The sequence below is a fragment of the Methanobrevibacter sp. genome, from assembly GCF_045220775.1.
Lineage (GTDB): Archaea > Methanobacteriota > Methanobacteria > Methanobacteriales > Methanobacteriaceae > Methanocatella.
In genome coordinates, this window is the sequence record NZ_JBGUWC010000149.1 from 1 (window position 1) to 25513 (window position 25513).

Annotated in this window: 11 protein-coding genes; 6 read left to right on the forward strand and 5 right to left on the reverse strand. The window is 32.1% G+C overall.

Translation table 11 applies throughout. The features are described 5' to 3' along the window. The first annotated feature begins 219 nt into the window (after nucleotides 1-219). The 4 genes from ACJROP_RS09595 (at nucleotide 220) to ACJROP_RS09610 (ending at nucleotide 4166) form a co-directional block, all read left to right on the forward strand. Nucleotides 220-801: an HXXEE domain-containing protein gene (locus ACJROP_RS09595; protein WP_406535245.1), complete on the forward strand. Its 582-nt coding sequence runs from the start codon at nucleotides 220-222 to the stop codon at nucleotides 799-801. Between the two features lie 919 nt (nucleotides 802-1720). Then, nucleotides 1721-1843 carry a hypothetical protein gene (locus ACJROP_RS09600; RefSeq protein ID WP_406535246.1) on the forward strand — a complete coding sequence of 41 codons (123 nt, stop codon included), beginning with the start codon at nucleotides 1721-1723 and terminating at the stop codon, nucleotides 1841-1843. Continuing rightward, nucleotides 1827-3572 (forward strand): hypothetical protein, encoded by a 1746-nt coding sequence (locus ACJROP_RS09605; protein ID WP_406535247.1) that lies wholly within the window; start codon nucleotides 1827-1829, stop codon nucleotides 3570-3572. Before ACJROP_RS09600 ends, ACJROP_RS09605 begins: the two co-directional genes overlap by 17 nt. A gap of 279 nt (nucleotides 3573-3851) precedes the next feature. Continuing rightward, entirely contained in the window at nucleotides 3852-4166 is a 315-nt protein-coding gene (locus ACJROP_RS09610) for a hypothetical protein (RefSeq protein ID WP_406535248.1), read from the forward strand. Between the two features lie 1141 nt (nucleotides 4167-5307). Here the strand turns inward: ACJROP_RS09610 and ACJROP_RS09615 are convergent. The 4 genes from ACJROP_RS09615 to ACJROP_RS09630 all read right to left on the reverse strand — a co-directional run bounded on the left by ACJROP_RS09615 (nucleotide 5308) and on the right by ACJROP_RS09630 (nucleotide 17661). Beyond that, the gene (locus ACJROP_RS09615; protein WP_406535249.1) at nucleotides 5308-5625 is read right to left on the reverse strand and encodes a DUF2149 domain-containing protein; all 318 of its coding nucleotides are present in this window, start codon (nucleotides 5623-5625) and stop codon (nucleotides 5308-5310) included. A gap of 6 nt (nucleotides 5626-5631) precedes the next feature. Continuing rightward, nucleotides 5632-6267 carry a MotA/TolQ/ExbB proton channel family protein gene (locus ACJROP_RS09620; RefSeq protein ID WP_406535250.1) on the reverse strand — a complete coding sequence of 212 codons (636 nt, stop codon included), beginning with the start codon at nucleotides 6265-6267 and terminating at the stop codon, nucleotides 5632-5634. 177 nt (nucleotides 6268-6444) lie between these two features. Then, a complete protein-coding gene (locus ACJROP_RS09625) occupies nucleotides 6445-13230 on the reverse strand; it encodes a PKD domain-containing protein (RefSeq protein ID WP_406535251.1) in 6786 nt (2261 codons plus the stop codon). 411 nt (nucleotides 13231-13641) lie between these two features. Next, nucleotides 13642-17661, reverse strand: a complete 4020-nt coding sequence (locus tag ACJROP_RS09630; RefSeq protein WP_406535252.1) for a PKD domain-containing protein — start codon at nucleotides 17659-17661, stop codon at nucleotides 13642-13644. 883 nt (nucleotides 17662-18544) lie between these two features. On the opposite strand from ACJROP_RS09630, the gene ACJROP_RS09635 reads away from it, so the two are divergent. Together ACJROP_RS09635 and rhuM are read left to right on the forward strand one after the other, a co-directional pair. After that, nucleotides 18545-20527, forward strand: coding sequence for a right-handed parallel beta-helix repeat-containing protein (locus ACJROP_RS09635; RefSeq protein WP_406535253.1), 1983 nt, complete (start codon nucleotides 18545-18547; stop codon nucleotides 20525-20527). A gap of 120 nt (nucleotides 20528-20647) precedes the next feature. After that, the gene (gene rhuM, locus ACJROP_RS09640; RefSeq protein ID WP_406535254.1) at nucleotides 20648-21679 is read left to right on the forward strand and encodes a RhuM family protein; all 1032 of its coding nucleotides are present in this window, start codon (nucleotides 20648-20650) and stop codon (nucleotides 21677-21679) included. A 65-nt stretch (nucleotides 21680-21744) separates the two neighbouring features. Here rhuM and ACJROP_RS09645 read toward each other — a convergent pair whose 3' ends face one another. Continuing rightward, complete coding sequence (locus ACJROP_RS09645; protein ID WP_406535255.1) at nucleotides 21745-25431, reverse strand: hypothetical protein; 3687 nt, start codon at nucleotides 25429-25431, stop codon at nucleotides 21745-21747. Nucleotides 25432-25513: the final 82 nt, after the last annotated feature.

The following is a 25513-nucleotide window of genomic DNA, read 5'->3' on the forward strand; positions in this document are numbered from 1 at the left end:
CCAATTGAAAATTAAATTTTTCTAAATAAAAAGTTAATGTGGCATGAAAGCCACTTAATTAATAACTATACCCTCTTGAAAAAGCCACTATAATAACGAACTATTCGTATAAAACTTATAAAAAAGTTCCTTTGACCTTTGCACTACTGAAAACACAAACCAATTATTACGTGCATAAATTTTAATGTTAAACAACATAAAATAATGTAAGGTGTTTTAATGAGAGAATATAATTTGGAAATTCTTACTTTTATTATGTTTGGAATGGTAACATTTTCAGCTGTTTTTTATAATGGTTTAAGTTTAGTCCAAAAGATGATGTTAGTTTATATGTTTCTTTTCACCCTCCATGAATGGGAAGAAACACGTTTTCCAGGAGGATTTGTAAAATTAATGTTAAAATTCTTCAAGCTCAAAGCAACACCTTATCAGATAAACGCTGCACATATTCCAGTTACTATCCTATTAATCATAATCACATTTGTACCTTTTTTTACCCAATATACTCTATTGGCATTAGTTCCTGTTTATCTGGGATTATTTGAAATATTTATACATATAATAGGCATCAAACTTCATAAAATGGAAAAGCCTTACACTCCAGGTTTAATCACAGCAATGTGTCTTGGACTAACATCAATAATTGCATTGCTAAACCTTTCCAACAATAACCTCTTTCAAAGCTGGGACTATGTATGGGGAATATTAATAATGTTTTTATGTTTTGGTGCAATGCAAAGAACTGTCATTGCAATTTATGGATTAGGATACAAAGATTTAATCGCAAATTTAAAAAAATAATCGCTGAAAATTAATAAATTAGCACTAGTATTAGTTATTGATGTAATATCTTAGCATTAATTTTCACAAAAATACGAATAATTCGTATAAAACTTATAAAAAAGTTCTGATACTTATCAATTTCCAGCACTAAAACTCTACTACAGAATTTATTTTTTGATGATTATAAAATTTTTGGAAATCGTTGATTACCTCATTACTTTTTTTATATAAATGGGATAATAAAAAGGATAATAAAGCCATAGTGGAAGCCAATGCTGATTTACTGCATTGTGAATCAGTTTTTGATTTTATACAATCTGATTTTTTTGTCGAAATAGTATGTTGAAATGTTTACAGAAATTCCAAAAAACACAAGGCTTTAGGACACAATTTTTTCTCAAAAAACTGAACAGTTTGGCAATGAAATCGAATAGAAATGTTTATATACACATAATGATAAAGTATACATTGGCCATTACCAATTAAAAGCAATTTTACGAAGTGGGAGCAATTTTCACACTCGTACAACTTTTTTTGGTAAGGTCTTAAAATCAAATTTAGAGAGGTAAAATACCAAGAAAAGAGTGAGGAAAAACAGATCATGAAAAAGGATTATAAAAAAAATAATTTTATGATGAATAACGAGCTATAAATATTATTTTTTAATATAATCCTATGGGGCCAGTAAGAGAAAAATAAGAATAGTTAAACAGAGCCGCAAAACTTTGTTAAAAATTAATATTTTTCAAAACTTAACCCAATATCTAGTTTATTTTAAGGAATATATAAAGATTATTCTAAATATTCGGTAATGATGGAAATATTAATTCTGCTCCAGTACTGTTTTTATTTTTCAAAGGATTCTGACAAACGTGAGCTTTAGACAGTTGAATAAATAATCGCCCCAAAGATGGGGAAAGAATAGGAGAAAAAAATCATGTTAGAAGAAGAAATAGATGGAGTAACATATGTTTATGTGCCAAAGGTGATGTGGGATAGAATGTGGGAAATTTTAGACAGAATTGATGAGATAGTGAGTAAATATGACCAACACAGCTGAACTGCCCACAAAAGACACAATAACACTTATCATCAGCAAAAAGAACCCTGATAAGGTTACATATGTATTCAAAAACAGGTATGGAAATAAGGTCGGAGAGCATGTAAACAGACCTCCGGCCACATTATCCCCACAGAGCAATGTCGCAAGGCAATGCAAACAGATAATGAATCGGAAAGGCAAAACAAATCCAAAGATGCTCAGCAATCAGTTCGAAGAAGTAAAACAGCTATTGCAGCTCAACTATGAAAATGAGCTATCTGTTATTGAACAGGAAATAGCTGAGAGAAAGCAGGCCGAGCTGGAAAAGGACATCGCCAAATCAAAGGAAGCTATCACTAAACTCAAGTCTTTGGATTATCCTTTGATTTATATTGGAAGCATTGTCGAATGGTTTACAGCAGGCGAGCGAAACAACATTCTCTATGCGTTTACCGTATATGCAGGACAGGTTATCCTGAAAAATCCAGTATCAGTGATATGTCTGGGTGAGGCAAGCAGCGGCAAATCCCACATCCAGGAGACCGCATTAAGACTGATTCCGGAAAAATTCATTGTCAATGAAAAGAAAATCACTGAAGCTGCCCTCTTCAACCGTGCCAAAAAGGATAAGTATTTTTATGACGGTAAGATTGTCAACTACGGAGATATGGGCGGCGCCAATGACCATGAGTTCATGGAGGAGTCCAAAAACCTCATGAAGGAACTGCAGTCCGACGGCTTTCTAAACAAACCATTAAACATTCCGGACGGTGAAGGCGGATGGGAAGTAAAAGACCTGAAACTTGAAGGCAGACCCTGTCTTACATACACTACTGTTCCTAATCATGATTTTGATGAGCAGGAAATGAGCAGAAGCATATTTATCACACCAAGAATGGACAACAAGGAAATATTCAACCGCAGAAACAGGCTACTGGAATTCAAGCATGGCAGAAGCTACAACACCTTAAAGAAATACGAAAATGAAGCCGAACTGATACCATACATGCTATTGCATCTAAAGGAAGTCTTTGAAGATATCTCAATAATAAACCCATATGTTTATTTCATCATTGACTTTTTAAAGAACTCCGCTTTCTACAAAAGGGATTTCGACAAATTCAATGGGATACTAAAAACGATAACTGCCCTGAATTACTATAACCATGAAGTCCATGATGTTGAAGGAAAAAAGGTGATCCTGACAAATATTGCAGACGTGCAGCAGTTCATGAGCCTCTTAAATCCATACAAGGAAAGCATATCTGCAAACCTGGCACCTAAGGCAGTTGAGGTTTTAAATGACATCAGAAACAATATCGACGAGTGGAGGATGCAAACAGATGAAGAAATATTGGACATGGGAATCACAACCAACCTATACTTTACACAACAAAATCTCGGACTAAGCAAGGATTCTGTTAAGAAATACATGTATAAGTTGGAAAAACAAGGATTTCTGCAAATAAACGGCCGTTTTGGAAACTCCAACATATATGATCTGGCCAATAGTGAAATTGCACATATCAGCTATGATCTAAAGCACATTGACGATTCAGTGTATGAGGACATCAGATATGAGATCGGCGAATGGGTAGTGGAGCTTATGAATGAAGACAGGTTTGTTGAAGGCTTGAGCATCATGAACTTTGACAGTGAGGTGGAAAAACCGGTTTGGGCAAAAACCAGAAAGACCAAAAAGACTTTTAGAAAAGTCTTTGAAAAGCCACTATTGGAAAACGATTGAGAATTGTTCTTCAGCTAATTGAAGCATTATCCGATGTTTTTCTATAGGCTTTGTTAATGTGAAAAACTAAAAAAGACCATGATTTTCAAGACAAGCGAGGGGAACATTTAAAGTTCCTCCCACACATTCCTGAAAGTATGGTCTTTTTAAAAACATATTTGATTGAAAAGGCATGAAAACTGTTATTTTCAATGTTAAAGACTTATTAAGAGATTTTTAAAAAGACCGTTGCAAAAGTCTTTGCGGTCTTTTTGGTCTTTTTTAAATCAGTGATGTTAAATGAAATCCATAAGACAGCAGATAATCGAAGCTAAAAGGCAAAAGACAGAACGGGAAAGTGAACTGTGGTTTGTAGATTACTGCAACAACTGCAAGACAGGTTTGGCCTTTAAAAATGATGTGCCCTGTCAGCATCCATATTACTGCTGGCATGAAGGTGAATCAGCTATTGTACAATCAGGAATTGTTAGAATTGATGAGTTTCGAAGATTACACGGCTACATCACAGCACAGATGTATGTTGAATATAAGCAATTGAGAAAAAGGCAGCGCCAACTGGTTTGGAAAGGTAGGAGAAAATTGTTGAAAAGTTAATACTGTCGTCAATGTTACCCGTTAGTTTTTTCAGTAATTGTTTCATTTGGACAACAACAATTTTTTTCAAAAAATATGAATGCCCATATTTTCGTGAACCCAGTCACATTTCTTCCATATAAGAGAAATTTTGTTGAATGTCTGCTGAAACATATCCTCCAGTAAAAGCCACTGCACAGTCATCGTGATTGGCTTCATTCGGATATGCGGTAATTTTTTCTAAAAAATTTCAATGCCCATATTCCTGTGAACCCTGTTCTATCCTGCCCATATGGAAAAATTCCATTAAATTAAAGGACTGCAGAATCTTGCATAACCGTATAAACATTGTTTTCGCACGTATTTACATCACATACTTCGCATTCTATACTGTTTAACTCATCAATGCCTAAAAATACAATATATTTATAATTAATATCTTACAGTTCCAAATATATGATATCAGATATATTTTCCTCTGTAATATTTAGAATATCATCAATTAGATTTTTATATTCAAATTAAGAGCCATATGAATCTAGAATATAGATATAACCCTTTAAATCTTTAGCCAGTAACACTCTAGTTGTGAAATTTGAATCACATTTTTCATGAATGCATCATCAAATTCACCAGTTGCATCAGGATTATGATACAAATGATGGGAATTTTCAAAAAGTAGCTATTAGAAATCAGATGGAAATCTGACTCACAAAATAGATACTATTCAACACTGCCTCATAGCTACCATAAGTTGCGATTAATAGATATGCAAAAAAGTTGCATTCATAAAGGATAAATTAAAGTTATATTATCCCTATTAATTGAACAATAACGGCTCACACATTTTGGACTAAAGATAATGCCTAGGGAAATCTTAATTTTATTTACGAATTCTCTTTGGAATGAAATTTGACTTTTTAAAAAGCAATATTGATATCAACTTGTAAAACAAAGAACGCAATGCAATATTTGATAAAATAAAACCATTCGGCTATGAAAAAAATAAGCAACCAACCACAAAAACAGTTGAGTAATCTACATGAACAGGTGTGAGAACATGATTATTAAAAATAGTATTGCAGATAATTAAAAAAACAAGTAATTAAACCAATAGTATTCATGTTTACTATTGATTTAATTTAATCTAAAATTAATCTAATCACCCTTCAACCATTATCAGTTTTCCCGTCGACGGATCCTTATAGACCTTACCCATCTCGGTATAACCCTGACCTGAAGAGTTTGATGTATCAGGGGTTTCGTTTAGCTGCTGGCCCTGGTCGACTTCAGTGGTGGTTTTCTGCATCTGCTCCTGAATACTGGTATCCGGGTCAATCATCGCAGTCATGTTCCATGAAATGATAACAAAGACAAGAAAGCCCACGGCTATCACAAGCATTGCATCCACAAGATTGCTTGTTCCGGCCATCGGATCCTCTTCAACCCGCTGCCTTCGACGTTGCTTTTTTCGAACCATAAACTTTTACCCCATAAAGTCCAGAACCGCATCGGTAAGTGCGTCCAGGTCTGACAGGTAGCGTTCCGCCCACTGGTTTCTGATTTTACCCAGAACGTAGCACAAGGCACCTGAACCGATACCGACAATGGTTGTGTTGAAAGCCACAGTCAAAGAAGATGCTAAAGTGTTGATGTCACCTGCACCTAAAGCGGCAAGACCCGGTCCCATCGGTATAAGTGTACCCATGAGTCCCAGTGTCGGGCCGATACGTGTGATGACGTCAGTTCTGTTGAGCTTTTTGTCAATCTTTTCTTCCTCCCACTCCACCAGCTTTCTTGCAAGAGCTTCACGGGTTGCCTTTTTCATTGAATCGGCATTGCAGATTTCTAAAAGAATGTTCTTTTGATTGCATGGAAGGTTTGATGAAGATATGAGGTTTCTTACTTCCTCGATGCTATCTGCCTCGTCTATGCCGTACATCAAATCTCTTATTTCACCCACTTTTACAGTCTTGTTTTTAAAATATTCCCTTACAACCTGTCCTAAAAGAATTATTGTCACCGCCACGATGACTAACAATATTATCAAAACAGGTATTGTGAGGCTCTGTGAAATGATATCCAGCGAGCCTGTAAGAATATTAGTACCATTAAAATCCATATTACGTCTGCACCTCTACTTTTTTTTATGATTAAAGATAAACGTGAAAAAAATGTTTTAAGGGAAAGAAGTAATCTTTCCCTTTTTTTCTAGGAGAAAAAACCTATGAATAAACAATAAAAATTATTGAGAGGAAAAAAATATTTAATTACACCTCTACTAAAAAAATTTAAAATTTTATAGCTCATCATCATCCTCGCTTCCTCCTCTTCCCCATCCGACGATGAAGAAGAAAACAGCTGAAAGGAAAACAACGAGAGCAAGTAAACTAATCTCTGTATTTTCAATATCAATTGCTTTTTTGATTTCATATGCTTTAGAACCGTCAGAACCGCTGGAGCCTCCTGAAGCACCAACCTCTCCACCTTGAGGCTGAGAGGATTGCTGAGCAGGTTTCTCGCTAACTTCAGCTTCGGATTCCATTGAAGGAGTGATGTCACCAGGATTTAACAGATTCTCAGGATCAATAACCTCCTCATGATTTCCATCATTCATATTGGTAACATTAACCTGAGTAACCGGCTCACTGACTTCCACAACAGTGGAATTGGCCGGGATTTCACTGACTTCAGTGCTGCTAGATGGAACATCAGTAGCGTTAGCAGGAGTATCCGAAACATCACTGCTGTTTGCCGGAACATCAGTAGCGTTAGCAGGAGTATCAGGAACATCAGTGCTGTTTGTTGGAGCTGTAGAGTTGCTTGGAATATCCGGAGTGTTACTTGGAGTCTCGGTGCTGTTAGTTGGAACCTCAGTTGAGTTTCCAGAAACCGTTGCATTACCAGTACTGTCAGTGTTGCCCGGATTTAAACTTGTTCCGTTTCCGGTGCCTACACCTGAACCTGTACCGTTACCGATTCCGGTTCCGCTTCCGCTGCCGTCAGTGCCGTTTCCATGACCTGTGCCGTTGCCGGTACCGTTACCTGGAGTGGTTCCGGGAGTAATGTTATTATTCTCTTCGGGAACATCCGGAACACTCGGATTATCTTCATGACCACTCGGATTATTTCCATTAATCAATTCCTGAATTGATGGAATAACAGGTTTTGGATTATTTATCGCCTCACCCGCCTCATAACCTGGATCTTTTTGCCTGTAAAATGAATTGAAACCTTCAGTTATATTAACACTCCATGAAATGGACTTTTTAATCTCAGCAGAAATTGTAGCAGTAATGGTAGTAATCGAAGATGCAACATCAAAAGTCGCAACAGCTTCACTGCCCTCAAATTTAACTGTCTGAGTATATCTTCCCGCAGTAAATATAACATCAAAGGCAGGAATCTCAGATAAAAACTCACCAGTGCGCATATTCTGCAACCTTAAACGGTAGGATGAATCACCGACACGGTCAACAACAAGATCAACAAATCCGGTACGGTAATGTGTAGTGCCGGTTGTAATCCAGTGATATGAATCTGATCCGTCCATCAGGTTATATCCGTAACCATCACAGCCGCTTTGAGTATAAGTGCTTGTTTTTCTTGATTCCCATGCGCGATGCTCCAGCAATATGCAGACATTGTTTTCAATATGAACTTCATTGTGGAAATTGCTTGCAAGCTCAAAAACCTGAATGGCATTATTATACTGACCATACAAATCAGTGCTATGTCTGAAATTATAGAACAAATCATATTCAAGACCGCTTTCAGGCTCACCGGGATGAGAATGCATCTTCTGGATAAGATTATTCAGAACTTCAACCTTTTCGCTGTAGCCGTTGAAATTAATACCCATAAAACACCCGTCAAGAGTATTGTGAGTAATATTCAAACCGATATACCTGCCGGACAAGTAAATCGCATCACCAACACCCTCATAAATGGTATTGTTATCCACTAATGTATTTTTATTAGTGTTTTTAAAGTATAAACCGAAATAACCATAATTAAGGGTATTGTTGATGATTTTGGTATTTTCACAATTGTCCAATAGAATATGGTTGGCTTCGGAGTAATACGGATCAACACCATTGCTTTCCAATAATGAATTTTGAATAACGGAATTATTTGAACCTTTAAGATAAACACCGTTCTCTGTACTGTTTACGATAGTGACTTTATTAATGTTGGTGTTATCTGAAGATATGATTTGAATTCCGTTTGTGGAGTTGGCAATCAATGTATCCTTGATTAAGGTATTGTTGCTGTTTATGATGTTAACAGCATTATCGCCCTGAATAATGGAATTGATGACTTTAACATTATTGCTGTTTTGAATCAATATTCCATCAGATTCATTATTTTCAATATTGAATCCGTTAATGGTTGAGTTAACTGCATTTTCACCTAAAGTAAACACCGGCTGATTGCCGTTTCCAATCAAACGAGTATTGACATTGGATATGATGTTTAAAGGTTTATTTATAGTGAAATTAGCACCCCATAATTCATCATAATCAAAGACAAATTTTGAATTCGCATCAGCATTGTCCAATAACTCCTGAATCTTCTGGATTAAAGTTGAATTAACCTTTTCATTGACATTAATCGCATCAGCAATAGTGAAATTGAATGTTGATACATTTCCGTAATTACCGGATTCATCAACCGCAACAGCATTTAACACAGTATTGACTTCAATATCAATAGGTTCACTGTAAACTCGCCTATTTGAACTGTTCACCGGATTGGAACCATCCACAGTATAATAGATAGTAAATCTTCGAGAATCATCACTGGAATTCAAACTAACTGTCTGTGTAGTGTTGAATATGCCTCCAGTAACATTACTGTTATTGATATAGGCAGTCACTGAATCTGGTGAAACTATATCATGGAATACAACTTCAATGGTTGTGTTTCTTGCAAGATTAATGCCATTATGAGTAACATATAATTCAACACGGTATTTTCCTGCTTCAGCATATGTATGTTCTGGATTTTGTTCAGTGGAATTGCATCCATCACCGAAAGACCAGAAATAACTGTTATTACCTTTGGTTGATAAATCACTAAACTGAACTGTTAGCTCACTTCCATCAACATGTTTGTATGCAAATTCCGCAGCAATATCCCTGAATGCATAAATTCCCTGTGTTGTAGTTACAATTAAAGTTCCATCATCAGTCAAAACCGGACCGGACAAACTTAAAGCACCACCATACAAACCTGAAATATTATAGCTCCATAACTCTTCACCATCAATTGTTAAAGCATAGACCATATTTCCTTTTGTTATATATATTACACCGTTTCCGCTGATTAACGGGGAACTGGATGTGAATACTGGTGCAAATTCAGAATAATCAATGGAATCATTCACAGCTAAACTATTATTATAAACTCCATAATCTTCAGGTGAAAAAACAACTTGAGTATAATTAGAAGCTATACCCCCCAAACTAACATTATAATACCCATAAGTTCCTGGTGGAAAAATTACTTGATTATAATTAGAACCGGCTGCCGGAATCAAATTCATTTCAGCATTAGTCATCTCAGGAAGAATCCAATAACTCTTACCCTCACCTGAAAATTCCTTATAAGTAACTGAAGAATCAATAATTAATTTATCATTCAGTACACTAACATAACCTTCACCATGTACATGTTTCCATAAAACATCCCCCGTACTTGCATTCAATGCAATTACACTATATTGATCATTTAAATATAATATTCCGTTATAATATGTTGGAGCCCCAAAGAGAACATATGTAGTCTTAACTCTAGATGAAAAATCATCATATAAAAGACTGCACCATTTCAAATTACCATCATTACTATATGCCCTAATGGAATACCATGACTCGGGAACATACTTTGGATTATTGAAGATAAAATAATGGGGTTGATTTATCACATAAATTGTATTATTCTCACCAACAGTTACAGAAACACGTGTTTCTTTTAAATCAACACTAATTTTACTGTATGCTTGTAAATGAGTTGCAATCAATGAAAAAGAATATTTGATTGTTCCATCCCAATTAATACAGATAAGCTCATGATCAGCACTTATCAGATAAATAGATCCATCATCTGCAACAGCAGGGGTTGAACCTGAAATAACCGGCAATGTAGTATTCCATAATAATTCCTGATTTTTAAATGCATATAAATTGGAATACTTTTCATTGCCTGTTAAAATATATAATGTACCATCAAGACCAAATACGGGATTAGAACCATCATTATAATCTCCTAACCAGTATTTCCAGATTAATTTGCCTTCAGGTGAAATACAATATAATGTGGAATTCATCCAGTTGTTAAAGTAAATATTGCCGTCTTCACCAATAACAGGAGTGCAGATAATAGAACTTGTAGTACCATATCTCCAAATAATCAATCCCTGACTATTTAAACAGTATAAATAACCGTCTTCAGCAGCAATATAAATAAATCCATCATTATCTATAACCGCAGAACCTGAACTAACAATATTCAGATTAGACCAACTGGTTAAATTAGTTAAAGAACCATTATAAATGGTAACACCATTATTGTCCTGATACTTACCCCAAATATAATTTAAATCAACAAAATCTGATTCTTTTAAAAGAGTAATGACATAATCAACATAATGGGCCTCATAACTAAAAATAGTCGGTACACTGGATATTCCAATCCAAGTATAATTGTTTATTGCATAATTACCATTAAAATCAATAGCAGTAACATGAATGCAGCTTGATTCATTAATACAAAATGGCTCTGTATAAACTAAACGGGTTAAGCTATTGCAAGGATTTGTACCATCTAATGTGTAGAAAATAACTGCAGATGAATCATCACAATCTACCTTAACTTCAACATTATCTTTAAACGTTGCAGATGGAGTGATATATGTGATATTTGGAGCAATACAATCAACTTTTAATGGTAAAGTTAACAGTTGATTTTCAAATTCAATGCTCATCTCACCAATATCTCCAGTCAGATAACCCCAAGTAAAAAGATACTCTCTAAATCCATCTTCCATATAAACATCAAAAGGGATATTGTTGAATTTGAAATTATAGTTTTTACTTGGAAGTGAGCCTGAACTGCTTACATCCTCACCGAGATTATTATGGGCTAAATCAATTGTCAAATTATAATATGTGACACCACCAACCCAATAGTGATAATCCAAATCATGATTAGAAACATTCAAAACTAAATAAGAAGGTGAAATCAAATTATTATCACTGACTTGGTAAATATCATAATATTCATCAGGAGTTGTTAAACTGGAATTAAAAGTAGGATTGTTACTTCCCCACCAGTTATTAGAATAATCGATGCCTTCTGTTGAATAAACTAAACCGAAATCCTTGTTGGAGTAAATTTCATTAAAATTAATGTTAGATTTACCTCCACTAATATTAACTGCAATGTTATTCTCAGTCATAGTATTGCCGGTAAGGTTTAGTTCACCTCCTGTTTGGCTAATTGCAACATCACAATCAACTAAAACATTGTTAATAATCTTTGATTTGCCATCATTGACAATAATTCCATAATGGGTTAAATTACAATATTCAACAACAGCATTTGATTCAATGATTAAAAAACCATTACTGAAACTGTTATTGTTAACAAAAACATTACCATTTACTGTTATATTAATATCGTTTATTTGTGAGTTTTCTAATGTAATTTTAGATGCCTTATCAGTTGTTATATTAATATTTGAGTCGAATGAAATATTATTGATAATAACATTTGCACCATTGACAACATTAATAATTGGAACACTGTCGTTACCAGTTAATGTGCAATTATTAAAGTTTAATGTCAATGATTTGTCAATAACCAAGTTTTCGAAGAATCTATCATAATACTCGCAACTAGTAATTGTTATTGTATCTCCTTCATCTGCATTATCAATGGCTTCTTGAATGAATCCATATTCTAAACCTGTGCTTTCAACATAAGGCGCAGTAGCATTCCAAGAATAAGAATACTCCTCTGAACCGTATTTATTTGAAATAGTGAGTTTGACTGTTTGATTTCCTAGTTTAAAATTATGTGTTGGATTCTGCTCCGTACTGTATGTTCCATCACCAAAATCCCACAACCAATTAGAAATCAAACCACTAGACTCATCACAAAAACTAACCACTAATCCTTCAGGAGTAATATTAAATGAGACAGGTGTGAAATTAGCAACAAGTATACTATTATAATCAACGTTAATGTTGTCTATGTATGCTGAGCTAACATTCTGGTAAAATTTTAAAGTATGATAACCAGTATAATTAGTCAAGTTTATAAAAACTTGTTCCCATTTGCCAATGCCTGTTTTTTTAATTGTATACACAGTAACGCATTCATCATCGATTAATACATTTATTGTTGCATTTTTGTTGGATGACATGTACCAGAATGACAATGAATCTATGATATCCAAGTTAATGAATTTTGAAATTGATCCATTGTTTTGTAAACTTGCATAGCGTATGCCGTTTTTTGCATTACGGAAATTAGTTGTAATTGAAGCTTTTTTATAATCCCAACCAACAAGAGTACCTGATTCTTCAAAATCAAGATTAATCAACTGACTGTTCAACTGATAAACATTAATAAAACCCTGCTTAACCATACAACTACTAACATCACCATCAGATACATTTAAAGACACATTATAAGAACCCCACTGAGCATAAGCATGTGCTGGATTTTGTTCAGTACTTGTGTTTCCATCTCCAAAATCCCACAACCAACTTGTAGGTTTACCTGTACTATTATCTTTAAAATTAACAGTTAAAGATTCGATTCCCTCATCTATATCACAAGAGAAATTAGACTCTAAACTATTATCACCTAACACTTCAATATTTGTAGTTGTTGTGTTGACTGATTCTAAATCTTCATTATTTTCTTCTTCTGCATATAAAGTATCTGTAAGCACCGCATCAACACCAACAACCTCATCACTAGCAGTATTGTTAATATCCTGTGCTGATACACCACCTACCGATACAAGAAAAGCAATCAATATTAAAAATATAAAAAACTTTTCAATTTTCATTTTTAACAAACCACAACCTTTCTTCTTAATTTTTTAAATTAGATTCAGGAAAAAAATTATTTTTTTCCTTAAATTATTAAAAATCTGGAAAAAAAGATTTTTTTCATAATATAGGTAGTTATAGGATTTAAACCTAAAATTCTAAAAAACATTACCCGTGTAATGTTTTTAAAACCACCATGCGGATAGAAAATATCTCTTTTGAAAAAAACTTTTTTTAACTTTTAATCTAAAAAATGGTTTTATTTTGATTTTTTTCTCCATAAATTAAAAATCAGCAATAATCTTGAAAAAAATAAAAAAAGTAAAATAATATAAAAAAGAATGAAGAAGAAAAACTTTTAAGAAGAATAACGGATTATTCTCTTTGGTTTAAATTTTTTCTTTTTACAATTGGATTCTTTTTATATTTTATTTTACTATAATTTTTCCGTTTTTGTTTATTGCTTTGTATGCTTTATCACCTGCGAATTTAACAGTGTATTTAAAATTACCTTTTTTAGTTAATTTGATGATTTTAAATGTTGCAATTCCTTTTTTATTGGTTTTTGCTATGTAAGTTTTGCCTTTGACTTTTAAAGTAACTTTTTTGTTTTTAAGTACTGTTTTTCCACTTGTTAGTTTTACTTGTACTTTTTTGGTTTTTGTTTTGACTTTGAAAGTCTTTTTAGGAGCTGTTATTTTTGTTGCTTTTTTGTTTACAACAACTTTAGCAGTAGCAATACTTGCACTATCTTTTTCATCACCAAGGAAACTGAAAGTGTAATACCTGGTACCTGCAGTACTGTAACTTACTTTAACAGTTGCAATACCTGAACCATTAGTGGTGGCACTGCCTGTTTTACCATTAACTGTGTATTTGATGGTTTTATTAACTAACGGATTATTATTTGCATCAACTAATGAAATAGTGAAATATTTAGCAGTTGTAGCAGTAGTAGTAATATCTTTCACTGATATGCTAGTTGCTATAGGATTAGAAACCTTGTTATTCTGCTCAATGATAGTTTCATTAAGATTATTAATAAGGGCTTTTTGTGAATCAATAGTACTGCTCTGAGTATTTACAGTATCATTAAGATTACTAATTTCAGCATCCTTACTAGCAATAACACCATCTTTCTCAGCTATAGTATTATTAAGAGCGCTAATTTGCTCAGCTTGATTAGCAATAGTGCTGTTCTGAACATTCACAACATCAGTAAGGTTATCAACTTGTTTTGTTAGATTATCAATAACACTATCTTTAGCATCTAAATCAGCGGTAAGATTGTCAACTTTACCTGATAAATCAGTGATATTATCCTTAGCATTAGCAAGTTCATCAGCTAATTTAGTAGCATTAGCCTGAGTCTCATTCAACTGAGAAGTCAAATCATCAACCTTACCATTAGCAACATCAAGCTCATCAGCCAACTTAGAAGCATTAGCCTGAGTCTCATTCAACTGAGAAGTCAAATCATCAACCTTACCATTAGCATCAGCAAGTTCATCAGTGAGGTTACCAATTTGTTCTGTCTGGTTCTTAAGTTCGTTGATTAAATCTTTGGTACTTTTATCAACATCGAATGAATCAGTTTGAATAGCATTGTCAAATATGTTATCTCCATGGTAAATTACTACAATGTTGTGTGTTCCCGCAATTAAATTATCTATGGTTTGACTGAGAGTATTTTCTCCATCCAATACTTTTTCATATTTGTCTTTATCTACGATTAAAGATACATTGCCTGTTGCATGTGGAATATTTACTACTATATTAGCAGTGGATTCTTCAACAGTTACTGTGATGTTGATTTTAGGAGTAGATACAACTGCACTTTCAGTTGAGTATGTTTGACCCAGAATTGTGTAATCAATTCCTTCACTATCACTATCACCAACAAGGATTTTAACTACACCAACACCATCAACAAGATATAAAGTTTCTACATCTCCAGCTGAACTTGCAACGTCTAATGATACTGTTTTAAGAGATCCCATGTCGCTTGTGTTTTGACCCATGCTGTTCATGGTTAAATCAAATACAATATCATATTCTTTGTTTGCAATCATTAGTTCAGGTGATGTAATTGTTAACATCAAATTGACAACATCGGAGCTTGTTTCTTCTGCTTGGTAAACATCTGCATATTCAGTTGGTGTTTCATTACCATTAATGTATGATATTTCGTCTTTTCCAAACCAGTTATTGTCTATGTTTATGTTTCCTTTGTAGACTATACCAAATTCTGTATTGCCGTAGATTGCATTGAAGTTAATGTTTCCAGTACCATTAGTAACATTAACGGCAACTTTATTGGCAGTGAATAAGTTACTGGTTAAGTTTAATTCGCCATTATTTTGTGTTACGGCTGCATCACAATTGGTAAATTCTGTGTTTAAGATTTTTGATTTGCCACCATTAACTATAACTTCACTGGCATTGATATTACAATGATTAATTTCAGCATTAGCATTAGTTATAGTTAAATAACTGTTATTCAATGCAATATCTTCAACATTAATGTTTCCTGATTGTAATTCAAGTTTAGCATCATCAATAGTTGAATCTTTAATGGTTAATTTAGATGTTTCATCAACAGCGAATACGTTACTGTCACCAGATAATGTGATATTGTTAACAATTACATCTGCACCACCAACAACATTAATCAAAGGAGCGTTTAATTCATTGCCGTTGAAGTTTAAAGTTACAGTTTGGTTAATTATTAAGTTTTCGGCCACATCGACTGGAATATCAATAACTGCACCAGATTCTGCATTATTAATAGCCTCTTGAACACTAGCATACATCTTTCCATCAATTGAAGGATAATCAAAAGCTAAAAGATAACTCTGGCTATTTGTTTTTTCACCATTATTAACAGTTAAAGTAACATTGTAAGTACCTGGTTTGAAAATATGGGTCGAGTGGATAAGATTACTTGTAGTATTGTCTCCAAAGTCCCATAAAATATTGTCGATTAAACCGATTGCAGTATTAATAAAATTGACTGTTACATTTTCACCATCAAAATCACTAGTGTAAGTAAAGTTGGAAATAGCTACATCATCATAAATAACTGCGAAATCATCCAAGTATAATGCATAGATTTTCTGAGTATTCTCCTCATGAAAATGAACAGATATTGCAAATAAATTAATACCATTATAATCTTTGGTATCAATTGTAGCTATTTGCCACTGAGAATCTTCAGAAGTATGGGAATTCTCAACAATATTATCTCCGATTAAAGTAGTGATATTGTAATTTAACCAGTGTAGACTTTGATCCAATGCATAATATTTGAAAATGATTTTATCAATATAATCAAAATTTATATATTGGGAAACAAAATATCCATAATAATTGCCAGACAATAATAATGCCCTAGTACCATTAAAAATCTTTATCATACCATCCTGACGATCTCCACCATGTGCAGAGCCCCCAGTAACATTCCAACCATAAACATCCTCAGAGACATCTAAATTTCCATCTTCAAAATTTGGATTAATGAAAGGATTGTTAGTAAAAGTAATATTATAGAAATTTACAGTTTTATTAGAGGTCAAATAATCATCATTCTCTGTAAAATTAGCTGAAATTGAAAAATTACCAGTTAAACTACAGAAAGTAACTCTACCATCATTATCTGTGCAAACAGTAGTTGTTTCGCCATTATCAATATTATAAGTTAAATTAACATTAGGGATAGAATACCCTTTTTCATCTTTTAGAGAAATAACAATAAAACCAGAGTCTGCATAATCTACTGAAATAATAGTGTTCATTTTTTGTTTTGGAGTAGGCTTATTAGTATTTACTGTGAAATCGTCTATTCTTAATTGGCCTCTTTCATTATTTACTATTTTAAAAAGACGTTCATCGGTAAAAGAAGAAGTATCTACAGTAAATTGTTTCCAAATTCCATTTCCAACATCAGCATCATTAACAATTGTAGCTACTACCTCCTCATCAACTAGAACATTGAAATTAACCTTCTTTGCAGCTGAAGATACCCAAAAACTAATACTATCAATTGAATTAAAATTCAAAGTTTGACTCATATACCTATTTGCTTGAGTGGTTTGTAATCCATAAGACCCAGAATGGGCTGCAGTTGAAGCACGACTAAAATCAGTATCCCACCCATCAGTACCATTCTCAAAACTAGGATTAACAATATATTCAGATGCATCTTCAGAACCTATACTTTCATCCGAAACACTACTTAACTTAATATTTTCATCATTAATCTGATTATCTTCCAAATTATCTTGTAAAACTGGTTCATTAATCTTTATATCATCAACATCTGAAAAATTTGGATTTTCTAAAATTGATTCGTTGTTTTCATTTATTGCTATGTCTTCAGTTGCTGAAACAGCACCTACTGCAAAAACTGCAACAAGAAGCATTGCAATTAAAACTTTATAATTAACCATTTTAAATCACATCTAAAAACTTATTTAACTGAGAAACTACCAAATATATAATTAGAGGTTTTTAAAATGTTTATAGGTGTTCGTTTTGAATGGTATGGACTTTGCCGTTAATAACAGTTCATATCGATTAACATTTTAATAAAACAAAATTTTTAAATATTGTTTTAAAAGCCTAATTCATTTTTTTAAACCTCTACTATTTTTTGATACTAACCCACATTAATATGAAACAAAGTTCATATCAATACTATTTTTACTAATAATTAATATATAATATTTGCTCTTTAAATTCACAGATACGGACTTAAAAAACTCCATAAGTCAAATGAACATCATCGGGGGGGGGGGCGTTTATAAAATGTATTAAAACTCATTTAAACAAAAAATAACTAAAAATCATTTAAATAACACTACCAAAAATAAACAGAATATAAATAAATAATTAAAGATTAAAATAATCAAATTAATAATAAAAAATTATACAATTAAAATAACAATTGATAATCATATATTCAATATATAAAACAAAATTCTAAAATTATCATAAATAGACTTCTAAAAGAATTAAATTAAAATGTAATCAATATTTAATCATAATTATAAAATTATATTCAAATTTAGCGAAATAAAATAAATAATTAAAATATCAAAAACAGTAATTACTAAACACTTCACCAAATAATAAAAACAATGATAATCGCCTGATAAAATTAACCAACACCGATATAAAATCAAAACGGCTAAAAATATCGAATTATAATAACTTTTATATTGAACAAAAGGTAAGATATAATATTGTAACTACTCTAAATATTGCGAATATTTTTTTGATACTGAAACTCACATTCTAAAAAAAATAATTACTTATTTAGAGATGTTAAAATTGAATCTTAAAAAAATTACAATACTTGCCCTATTGGTTTTAATCATTTCAGTTACCTGCGTTTCAGCACAGGACAACGAAACCGCATTGACTTCTGAAATCACAGTCGCCGGAAACAACGGCAGTGACATTCAGGATGCAGTCGATCATGCCAATAGCGGTGATACAATAAATCTGGGCTCTAATAAAACATACAATATTGAAAAGGAAATTTCAATCACAAAGCAGGTCACCATCATAGGTGACAATGTCAATGTTAGTGCCAATAGAGCCTTTGATATACAGAGTGCATCCGGCACCACAGTAAGTGGAATTACATTCATAAACACTGTTGAGGTACCGGAATATCGTGGAAATATAAATGGGGTTGCAATCAACTTAAGGTATGGAAATAATCTCTTAATCAAGGATTGCGGTTTTATTAATTACGCAAGCGGAATATATTTGAATAATGTACGTGACTCGACTGTAGATAACTGTTACTTTACCGGTGCTACTACCGGTGTTAATCCGGACAGCAGCGACAGCGGAACCAAGGCGATTAACATTATGGGTTCAAAAAACCTGAATATTATCAACAATGTTTTTGACGGTCCGGTTCTGGATGGTTTAAGCATTGCCTCTGGATCAGGTAACATATTGGCTGAAAATAACACTTTCATAAACAATACCTATGCCATTTTCTATGGAGGTGCTTCTACTGAAGGTTCTAAAATCAGAAACAACCGTTTCATAACCTGCGGCATGATTAACACAAGCTACTACAGTGCCAATCTTAAAAGGACATTCGTTGTAGACTATCCTAACCTGCCGGTTATCAGCCTGCAGAAGGCATCCGACAATCTGGAAATCACAGGCAATGAATTTATCGTAAAAGACAACAATATGTTAATCATTTCAGAGGCTGAAAACACCGCTCACGGTTATCCTTCAAGTATCGGCTCAATAAACATTACGGACAACACCGTCAAAAAAGCCGACTCAAATGTTGATGCCAAGACCGTTACATTCTATTATCTCAATGTCCTTTCAAGTCTTGCCCTCAAGCCGACTGGCGATATTATAATCAAAAACAACAACTTCTCTGATGTTGAGGGCATAAGGCAGTTTGAGCTTGTCTTCAGCGCAATCCAGTCAGGTGACGGTGACATCAAGATTCCTAAGGCGTCCACTGAGACCTATCTCAGTGCGGTGTATGTTAAGGACGGCCGTGTTGTAATTGAGCTTTCAGACATTGCAGGCGTCAGCCTCAAATCGGAAAAGGTCACCTACCGCATTAACGGAGGAAGTGACATTACAGACACTACCGATGAGTATGGCCATATCTACATCAACGGCCTTGAGGGTGAGGCTAAAATCACTGCAGTCTATAAAGGAAGTGACAGGTACTATGGAAGTGAACTGGAAACCATTGTCCAGACGGGCTCAGCTCAGACCGCCACCAAAATCACAGCATCCCAGGCCAAACTCACCGCCGGCGGCAAATACACTTTCACACTTAAGGATGCAAACGGCAATCCATTGGAGGGAAAAGAAATCAGCGTGAGCTTTAACGGTAAAATATACACTGTTAAGACTGCATCCAACGGTGCTGCAGCATTCACTCTGCCTGCAGTTGCTGCGGGCAAATATGCCGTTACCCTGGCATTTACCGGCTCATCCGGTTATAAGGGAAGCGTTGCAACATCTACAATAACCGTCCAGAAGCAGGTAACCAAGCTGACTGTTGCTAAAAAGACATTTAAAAAGTCTGCTACAAAAAAGGTTACAGCTACACTTAAAAGCGGAGGCAAGGCTTTAAGCGGCAAAAAGCTGACCCTTAAAGTCTCAGGTAAAACCTATAAGGCAACCACCAACAAGAAGGGAGTTGCAACATTCGAAGTTAAAATCACTAAAAAAGGTACCTTTACCGCCACAACCAAGTTTAGCGGGGACTCCGCATACAAGGCAAAAACTGTTAAATCTAAAATTGTAGTAAAATAGCTTTGCTATTTTACACTATTCTATTTTTTAAATATTACTTTTCAAATGCTCTCTCTAATCTTTTATATACATTATAAATCTACTTATTATTATAGCAATTAGATATTCAGGAGCTTGAATATGAATAATGAAGTTGTAAAAACATTATTATATACCAGTGAAGACGGAGCAGTGGCCATAAATGTAATTATTGATTCAGAAAATGACACAATGTGGACTACACAAAAAACCATGGCCGAATTATTTGGTAAAAATATCAATACAATAAGTACTCATTTAAATAATATTTTTGAGTCAGGAGAGTTGATAAAATCGGAAGTTACCTTCAATCCGAACGATTTCAATAATACTGAAATCGTTATTATAAACCCTGATGCAAAAACACAACCAATATTATACAACCTGGATGCCATAATCTCAGTCGGTTATCGCGTAAACAGCAAACAGGCAACACACTTTCGAAAATGGGCGACAAGCGTGCTTAAGGAGTATATTGTAAAAGGTTTTGCACTGGATGATGAATTATTGAAAAAAGGCTCAAGATTTGGAAAAGATTACTTTGACCATTTGCTTTCAAGAATTCGAGAAATACGTGCTTCAGAAAGAAGATTCAACCAAAAAATCACAGATTTATATGCAACAAGTGCAGACTACAATCTGGACGCCGATGAGACAAAAGACTTCTTTGCCACAGTACAAAACATGCTCTTGTTTGCCATAACCGGTCAGACTGCCGCTGAAATCATTAAATCCCGCAGCGACAAAAATAAAATTAACATGGGACTTACAACATGGGAAGACGCCCCTCATGGAAAAATCCTGCAGGCAGACGTGGTAATTTCAAAAAACTATCTAAACGAAATGGAACTGGATTCACTAAATACCTTGGTTGACGGTTTTTTGACCTTGGCAGAAACAAGGGCGAATTCCCAAAAGCCAACATTCATGAAAGACTGGAAAACATTGCTTTACGGATATCTTGAATTAAGCCAACTGCCACTACTGGAAGGTAAAGGTAAAGTTTCAGCTGTTGAAGCCAAAGCTCATGCGATTAATGAGTATAAGGAATTCAGAATAGATCAGGATAGAAACTATGAATCTGATTTTGATAACCTGATTAAATCCATTAAACGGCTGGAAGGTAAAAAATAATGCATCTGGAGAATACTCCTCCCAGATACTTTTGAAATTTTAGTCGAACTGGATTTATAATTTTATTACATAATTTGTATATTAATAGCTCTATTTAATTCAACTTCAGCACTATGAATTAAATTCTTCATCACAATAATATGCTCTAAATATTTTATAGAATCTAAATTTTCAATATATTTTTTAATTGTTTCATAAAACTTTATTTTTTCTTCTAGATATACTACCCTATTGACAAAACCATCAGGCAATAACTCTGCAGAAATAAACCCCTCAAAAATTTCACAATCTCCATTTAAACCTAAGAATAAATTTAAAAATTCAATGTATTCATTAATCGAATAATATTCTTTTATGATTTCAAAAATAGTTCTCATTTTTTGTTTATCTTTATAATTTTTAGAAATGAAATTAGTAATAAACTCTTTTTTATTTTCATCAAAATCTGGGAAGAAAATATAAATTCCATTATCATGTGGATAAAATTTTTCTAACATGAATGTAATCAAATCATCTAATTCACCATAATCATAATCTAAATTCCAAATAAAATCCACACTCCCTCTTTCATATGAAAATTCTAAATTATTTTCGTGGCGAAATTGTAGATATTCCTTCAAAAATGATTTATCGATTCTGCATAATACTTCTAATTCACTAAAGTCAGAATCATAATTTGAATCCAATAAACAATGGTTAAAATAACATTCTTTTAATAATTCAAAATTATCATCGAAATAATCCAAATATTCTTCACAAAAAGTATAACTAAAGAATATGGGAATTTCATTTGATTTTATAATAAGAATTTTAGTCAAATATTGAATTATATTAGATGCATCATTTTCACCAATTTCTTCTTTCACTTCTAAAAAAGCATCATTAAATCTATAATAATCAAATAAATTATAATAAGGATGATTTGAATCCTTAAGATATTTACAAAATTCATAAAACAAATCTTTTGTTATTTCTTCTTTAGGAATATGTAAAAAGAAAGAATGATAAAATATTTCTTTTTCAAGTATTTCCTTATTATTAATAAGATTAAATATTTCAGAGGTATCTAATTTTGAATTAAATAAGTTTTTTATAAAACTAGCTCCACTAATTAATCTAAATTTTGATTTAATATAATATTCAAATGTTTTTAAAAATTCATTAATATCTGCGTCTATTAAAATATTGAAGAGTAAATCTGTATAAACAGTTACGTATTCTTCATAAAGCCTAATTTCATTCATAAGATTTAATAATTCCTCTGATCCAAATTTATTAAAACAATCTGTTAATTTTTTTGTTATTTCAATTTCCTCAGTTCTTTCATGAATGCTAAAAGCATTGGAACATGTATGTATCTTTTTAATGATATTTTCATCTATAAATTCAAATTCCCCTTCATAATCAACATTATATTCATTTAATTTATTTTTATATAAATATGCTATTTTATTTGGATAATATCTTTTGTAATCTAATGTATTTAAAAAGGAATAAATCTGATTAAATTCTTTTTCTATTACTGGTGAAAAATTTTCATTGATTGTGTCTATATACATTTCAAGCGTTTTTCCTACAAATAAATTATTATCATCATACATTTTAAATAAATAATCTAAAATTTTTTGTCTTAATTCCAATAATGCGTCATCATAATTCAACTCAACATTAAGACGTGGTAAATCACTAATATGCAATATTCCCCATTCTGTACCAAATTCTTCTAAATATTTAATATCCGTTATGACAAATTGGAAAACCTTATCTGCTATTAACTGAGAATAGCTTCCTAGATTATGTTGATTGTTTAAAACATCAATTAACAGATGTTGTAAATAAAATTCATCATTTTTACTGTAATCTGTAAATGAATATTTTTGATTAATATTGAATAAAATATCCTTTAATAAAGATGGTTTTTTATAGATTAACTTAAAAGCAAACTCTAAAACGAATTTGTAATTATAAGATTCAAATAATAAATTTATCATCCTATTTTTTGATGCATGTCTACGAATATTGGAGGTAATGAATTCGTCCCAATTATACTCTTCAATATAACAATCTTCATAATGCCTAATAACAAATAGTAATAATTCTTCTGAATAAAAAATATTAAAAATCGAATAGAAATTAATTAAGTCGTTATCATTATTTAATTTATCTTTTATTAAATTTAATCTAGTCAAATGAGTTATTTTGAATTTATCCATATCAAATGAAGCAAATATGTCTCCAAATTTATACTCCAATTGTTTAGGATACTTTTGAATAAAAAATTCAATGAATTTCTGGAAATCAAAAATATCCCTTTTTACGAATGTTAGATAGAATATATATGTGGATAAAAGTGAATCTTCAAAATAAATTTTGCCATGACTTTCCGTTAATAATTCATATCTTAATAATTTATCAATATTAGAATTATTTCGTATTTGACAATCGAATAAATCTTCAATTGAATCTAATAAGTCATCATTATTTAAATCAATTACATCAAAAAATGAAAAAATTCCCAATAACTTTAAAAGTTCATTATTATAAAAAACATCCACCAATTTATCATAATTATGAAAATAATTTATAAAAACCCTCTCGGAATCATTAAGTAGACTTGTATCTTCTTCTTTAGCCATTATTTTCATTGCCATTACACAAAAAACAATATTGCCTTTAGATATTTTTATTAATCTATCAATTATATAGCGTTGATATAAAAAGGAACAATTTTCATTTTTTATAAATTCTCTGATGAAGTTTCTCATATGATACTCATCTAAAGAATTAATTGGAATAATATTTTGAGAATAATTCTTTAATTCTTGTTTAATTAAACTTAAAAATTGATTTCTTAATGTAAATATATATTTAAATGAAGAATTATCATGCAAATTATTTACATCTTCTATGAAATAGCTTAAATTAAAAAAATCATCAGTATAATCATCAATGACAAATAATACTTTTTCATCTGAATTAACAATTTTTCTAATGTCTGATACTAATGTGGGCGAATACCTTTTAATGACAATGACTCTGAAATCATTGATTTTTGAATATTCCTGAGCAATTTCTATAGCCAATCTTGTTTTTCCAGTACCTTGATTTCCATACAAACACAAATAATCCGTTTCATTTAATTTATTAAATATTTCATTAAAAAGATTTTTTGGCTTTATAAATTCATTCTTTAAATCCGGCCTAATGCCTTTTGCACTATGTTCAATGAATGAATTTAATGAATAAATTCCATCCATAGTTGGTGCAAATGGAATATAATTACCAAGATTCGGAAAGTTTTGCAAAAAATTTGCTAAATTTTGAATATTATAGAATAAAGGCTTAACATTAGGATTGAATTCTTTTACTTTAGATCTTAAATCTTTTACTTCATTAGGATATATCTTACTATTAAATACCAAAATTACTGTTGAAATATCTTCATTTGATATTTTTGATTTTTCTTCATCAAAGCAATGTTTAATATCATCATGAAGCTTTTCTAAAAACTTTGATTTATTATTTTCTCGTTTTAAAGTAGTAACTTCACAAAAAATAAATTTACCATCATTATCTTCAAAAAATCCATCTGGAGTTCCAGGTGAAGTTTTATTTGCTGACACCATTGCACCAGGGGCTCCGATATAATTAAATCCTTTAAAATTTAAAAAATCAAAAGCTAATTTTTGAAAATCAGATTGATTCATTGATTTTAAACCAGTTTCGATAAGGGATGTGAGTGAAGCAAACATAATTATCAATTTCATAGTTATATTAAAAATAATTTATGATAGCGATTCATCATCATTATTTAGAATTTTATAAAAATCTAAT

Coding starts and splice junctions, on each gene's coding strand:
- ACJROP_RS09595 (WP_406535245.1), top strand. CDS start 220: ATGAGAGAATATAATTTGGAAATTCTTACTTTTATTATGTTTGGAATG.
- ACJROP_RS09600 (WP_406535246.1), top strand. CDS start 1,721: ATGTTAGAAGAAGAAATAGATGGAGTAACATATGTTTATGTGCCAAAG.
- ACJROP_RS09605 (WP_406535247.1), top strand. CDS start 1,827: ATGACCAACACAGCTGAACTGCCCACAAAAGACACAATAACACTTATC.
- ACJROP_RS09610 (WP_406535248.1), top strand. CDS start 3,852: ATGAAATCCATAAGACAGCAGATAATCGAAGCTAAAAGGCAAAAGACA.
- ACJROP_RS09615 (WP_406535249.1), bottom strand. CDS start 5,625: ATGGTTCGAAAAAAGCAACGTCGAAGGCAGCGGGTTGAAGAGGATCCG.
- ACJROP_RS09620 (WP_406535250.1), bottom strand. CDS start 6,267: ATGGATTTTAATGGTACTAATATTCTTACAGGCTCGCTGGATATCATT.
- ACJROP_RS09625 (WP_406535251.1), bottom strand. CDS start 13,230: ATGAAAATTGAAAAGTTTTTTATATTTTTAATATTGATTGCTTTTCTT.
- ACJROP_RS09630 (WP_406535252.1), bottom strand. CDS start 17,661: ATGGTTAATTATAAAGTTTTAATTGCAATGCTTCTTGTTGCAGTTTTT.
- rhuM (WP_406535254.1), top strand. CDS start 20,648: ATGAATAATGAAGTTGTAAAAACATTATTATATACCAGTGAAGACGGA.
- ACJROP_RS09645 (WP_406535255.1), bottom strand. CDS start 25,431: ATGTTTGCTTCACTCACATCCCTTATCGAAACTGGTTTAAAATCAATG.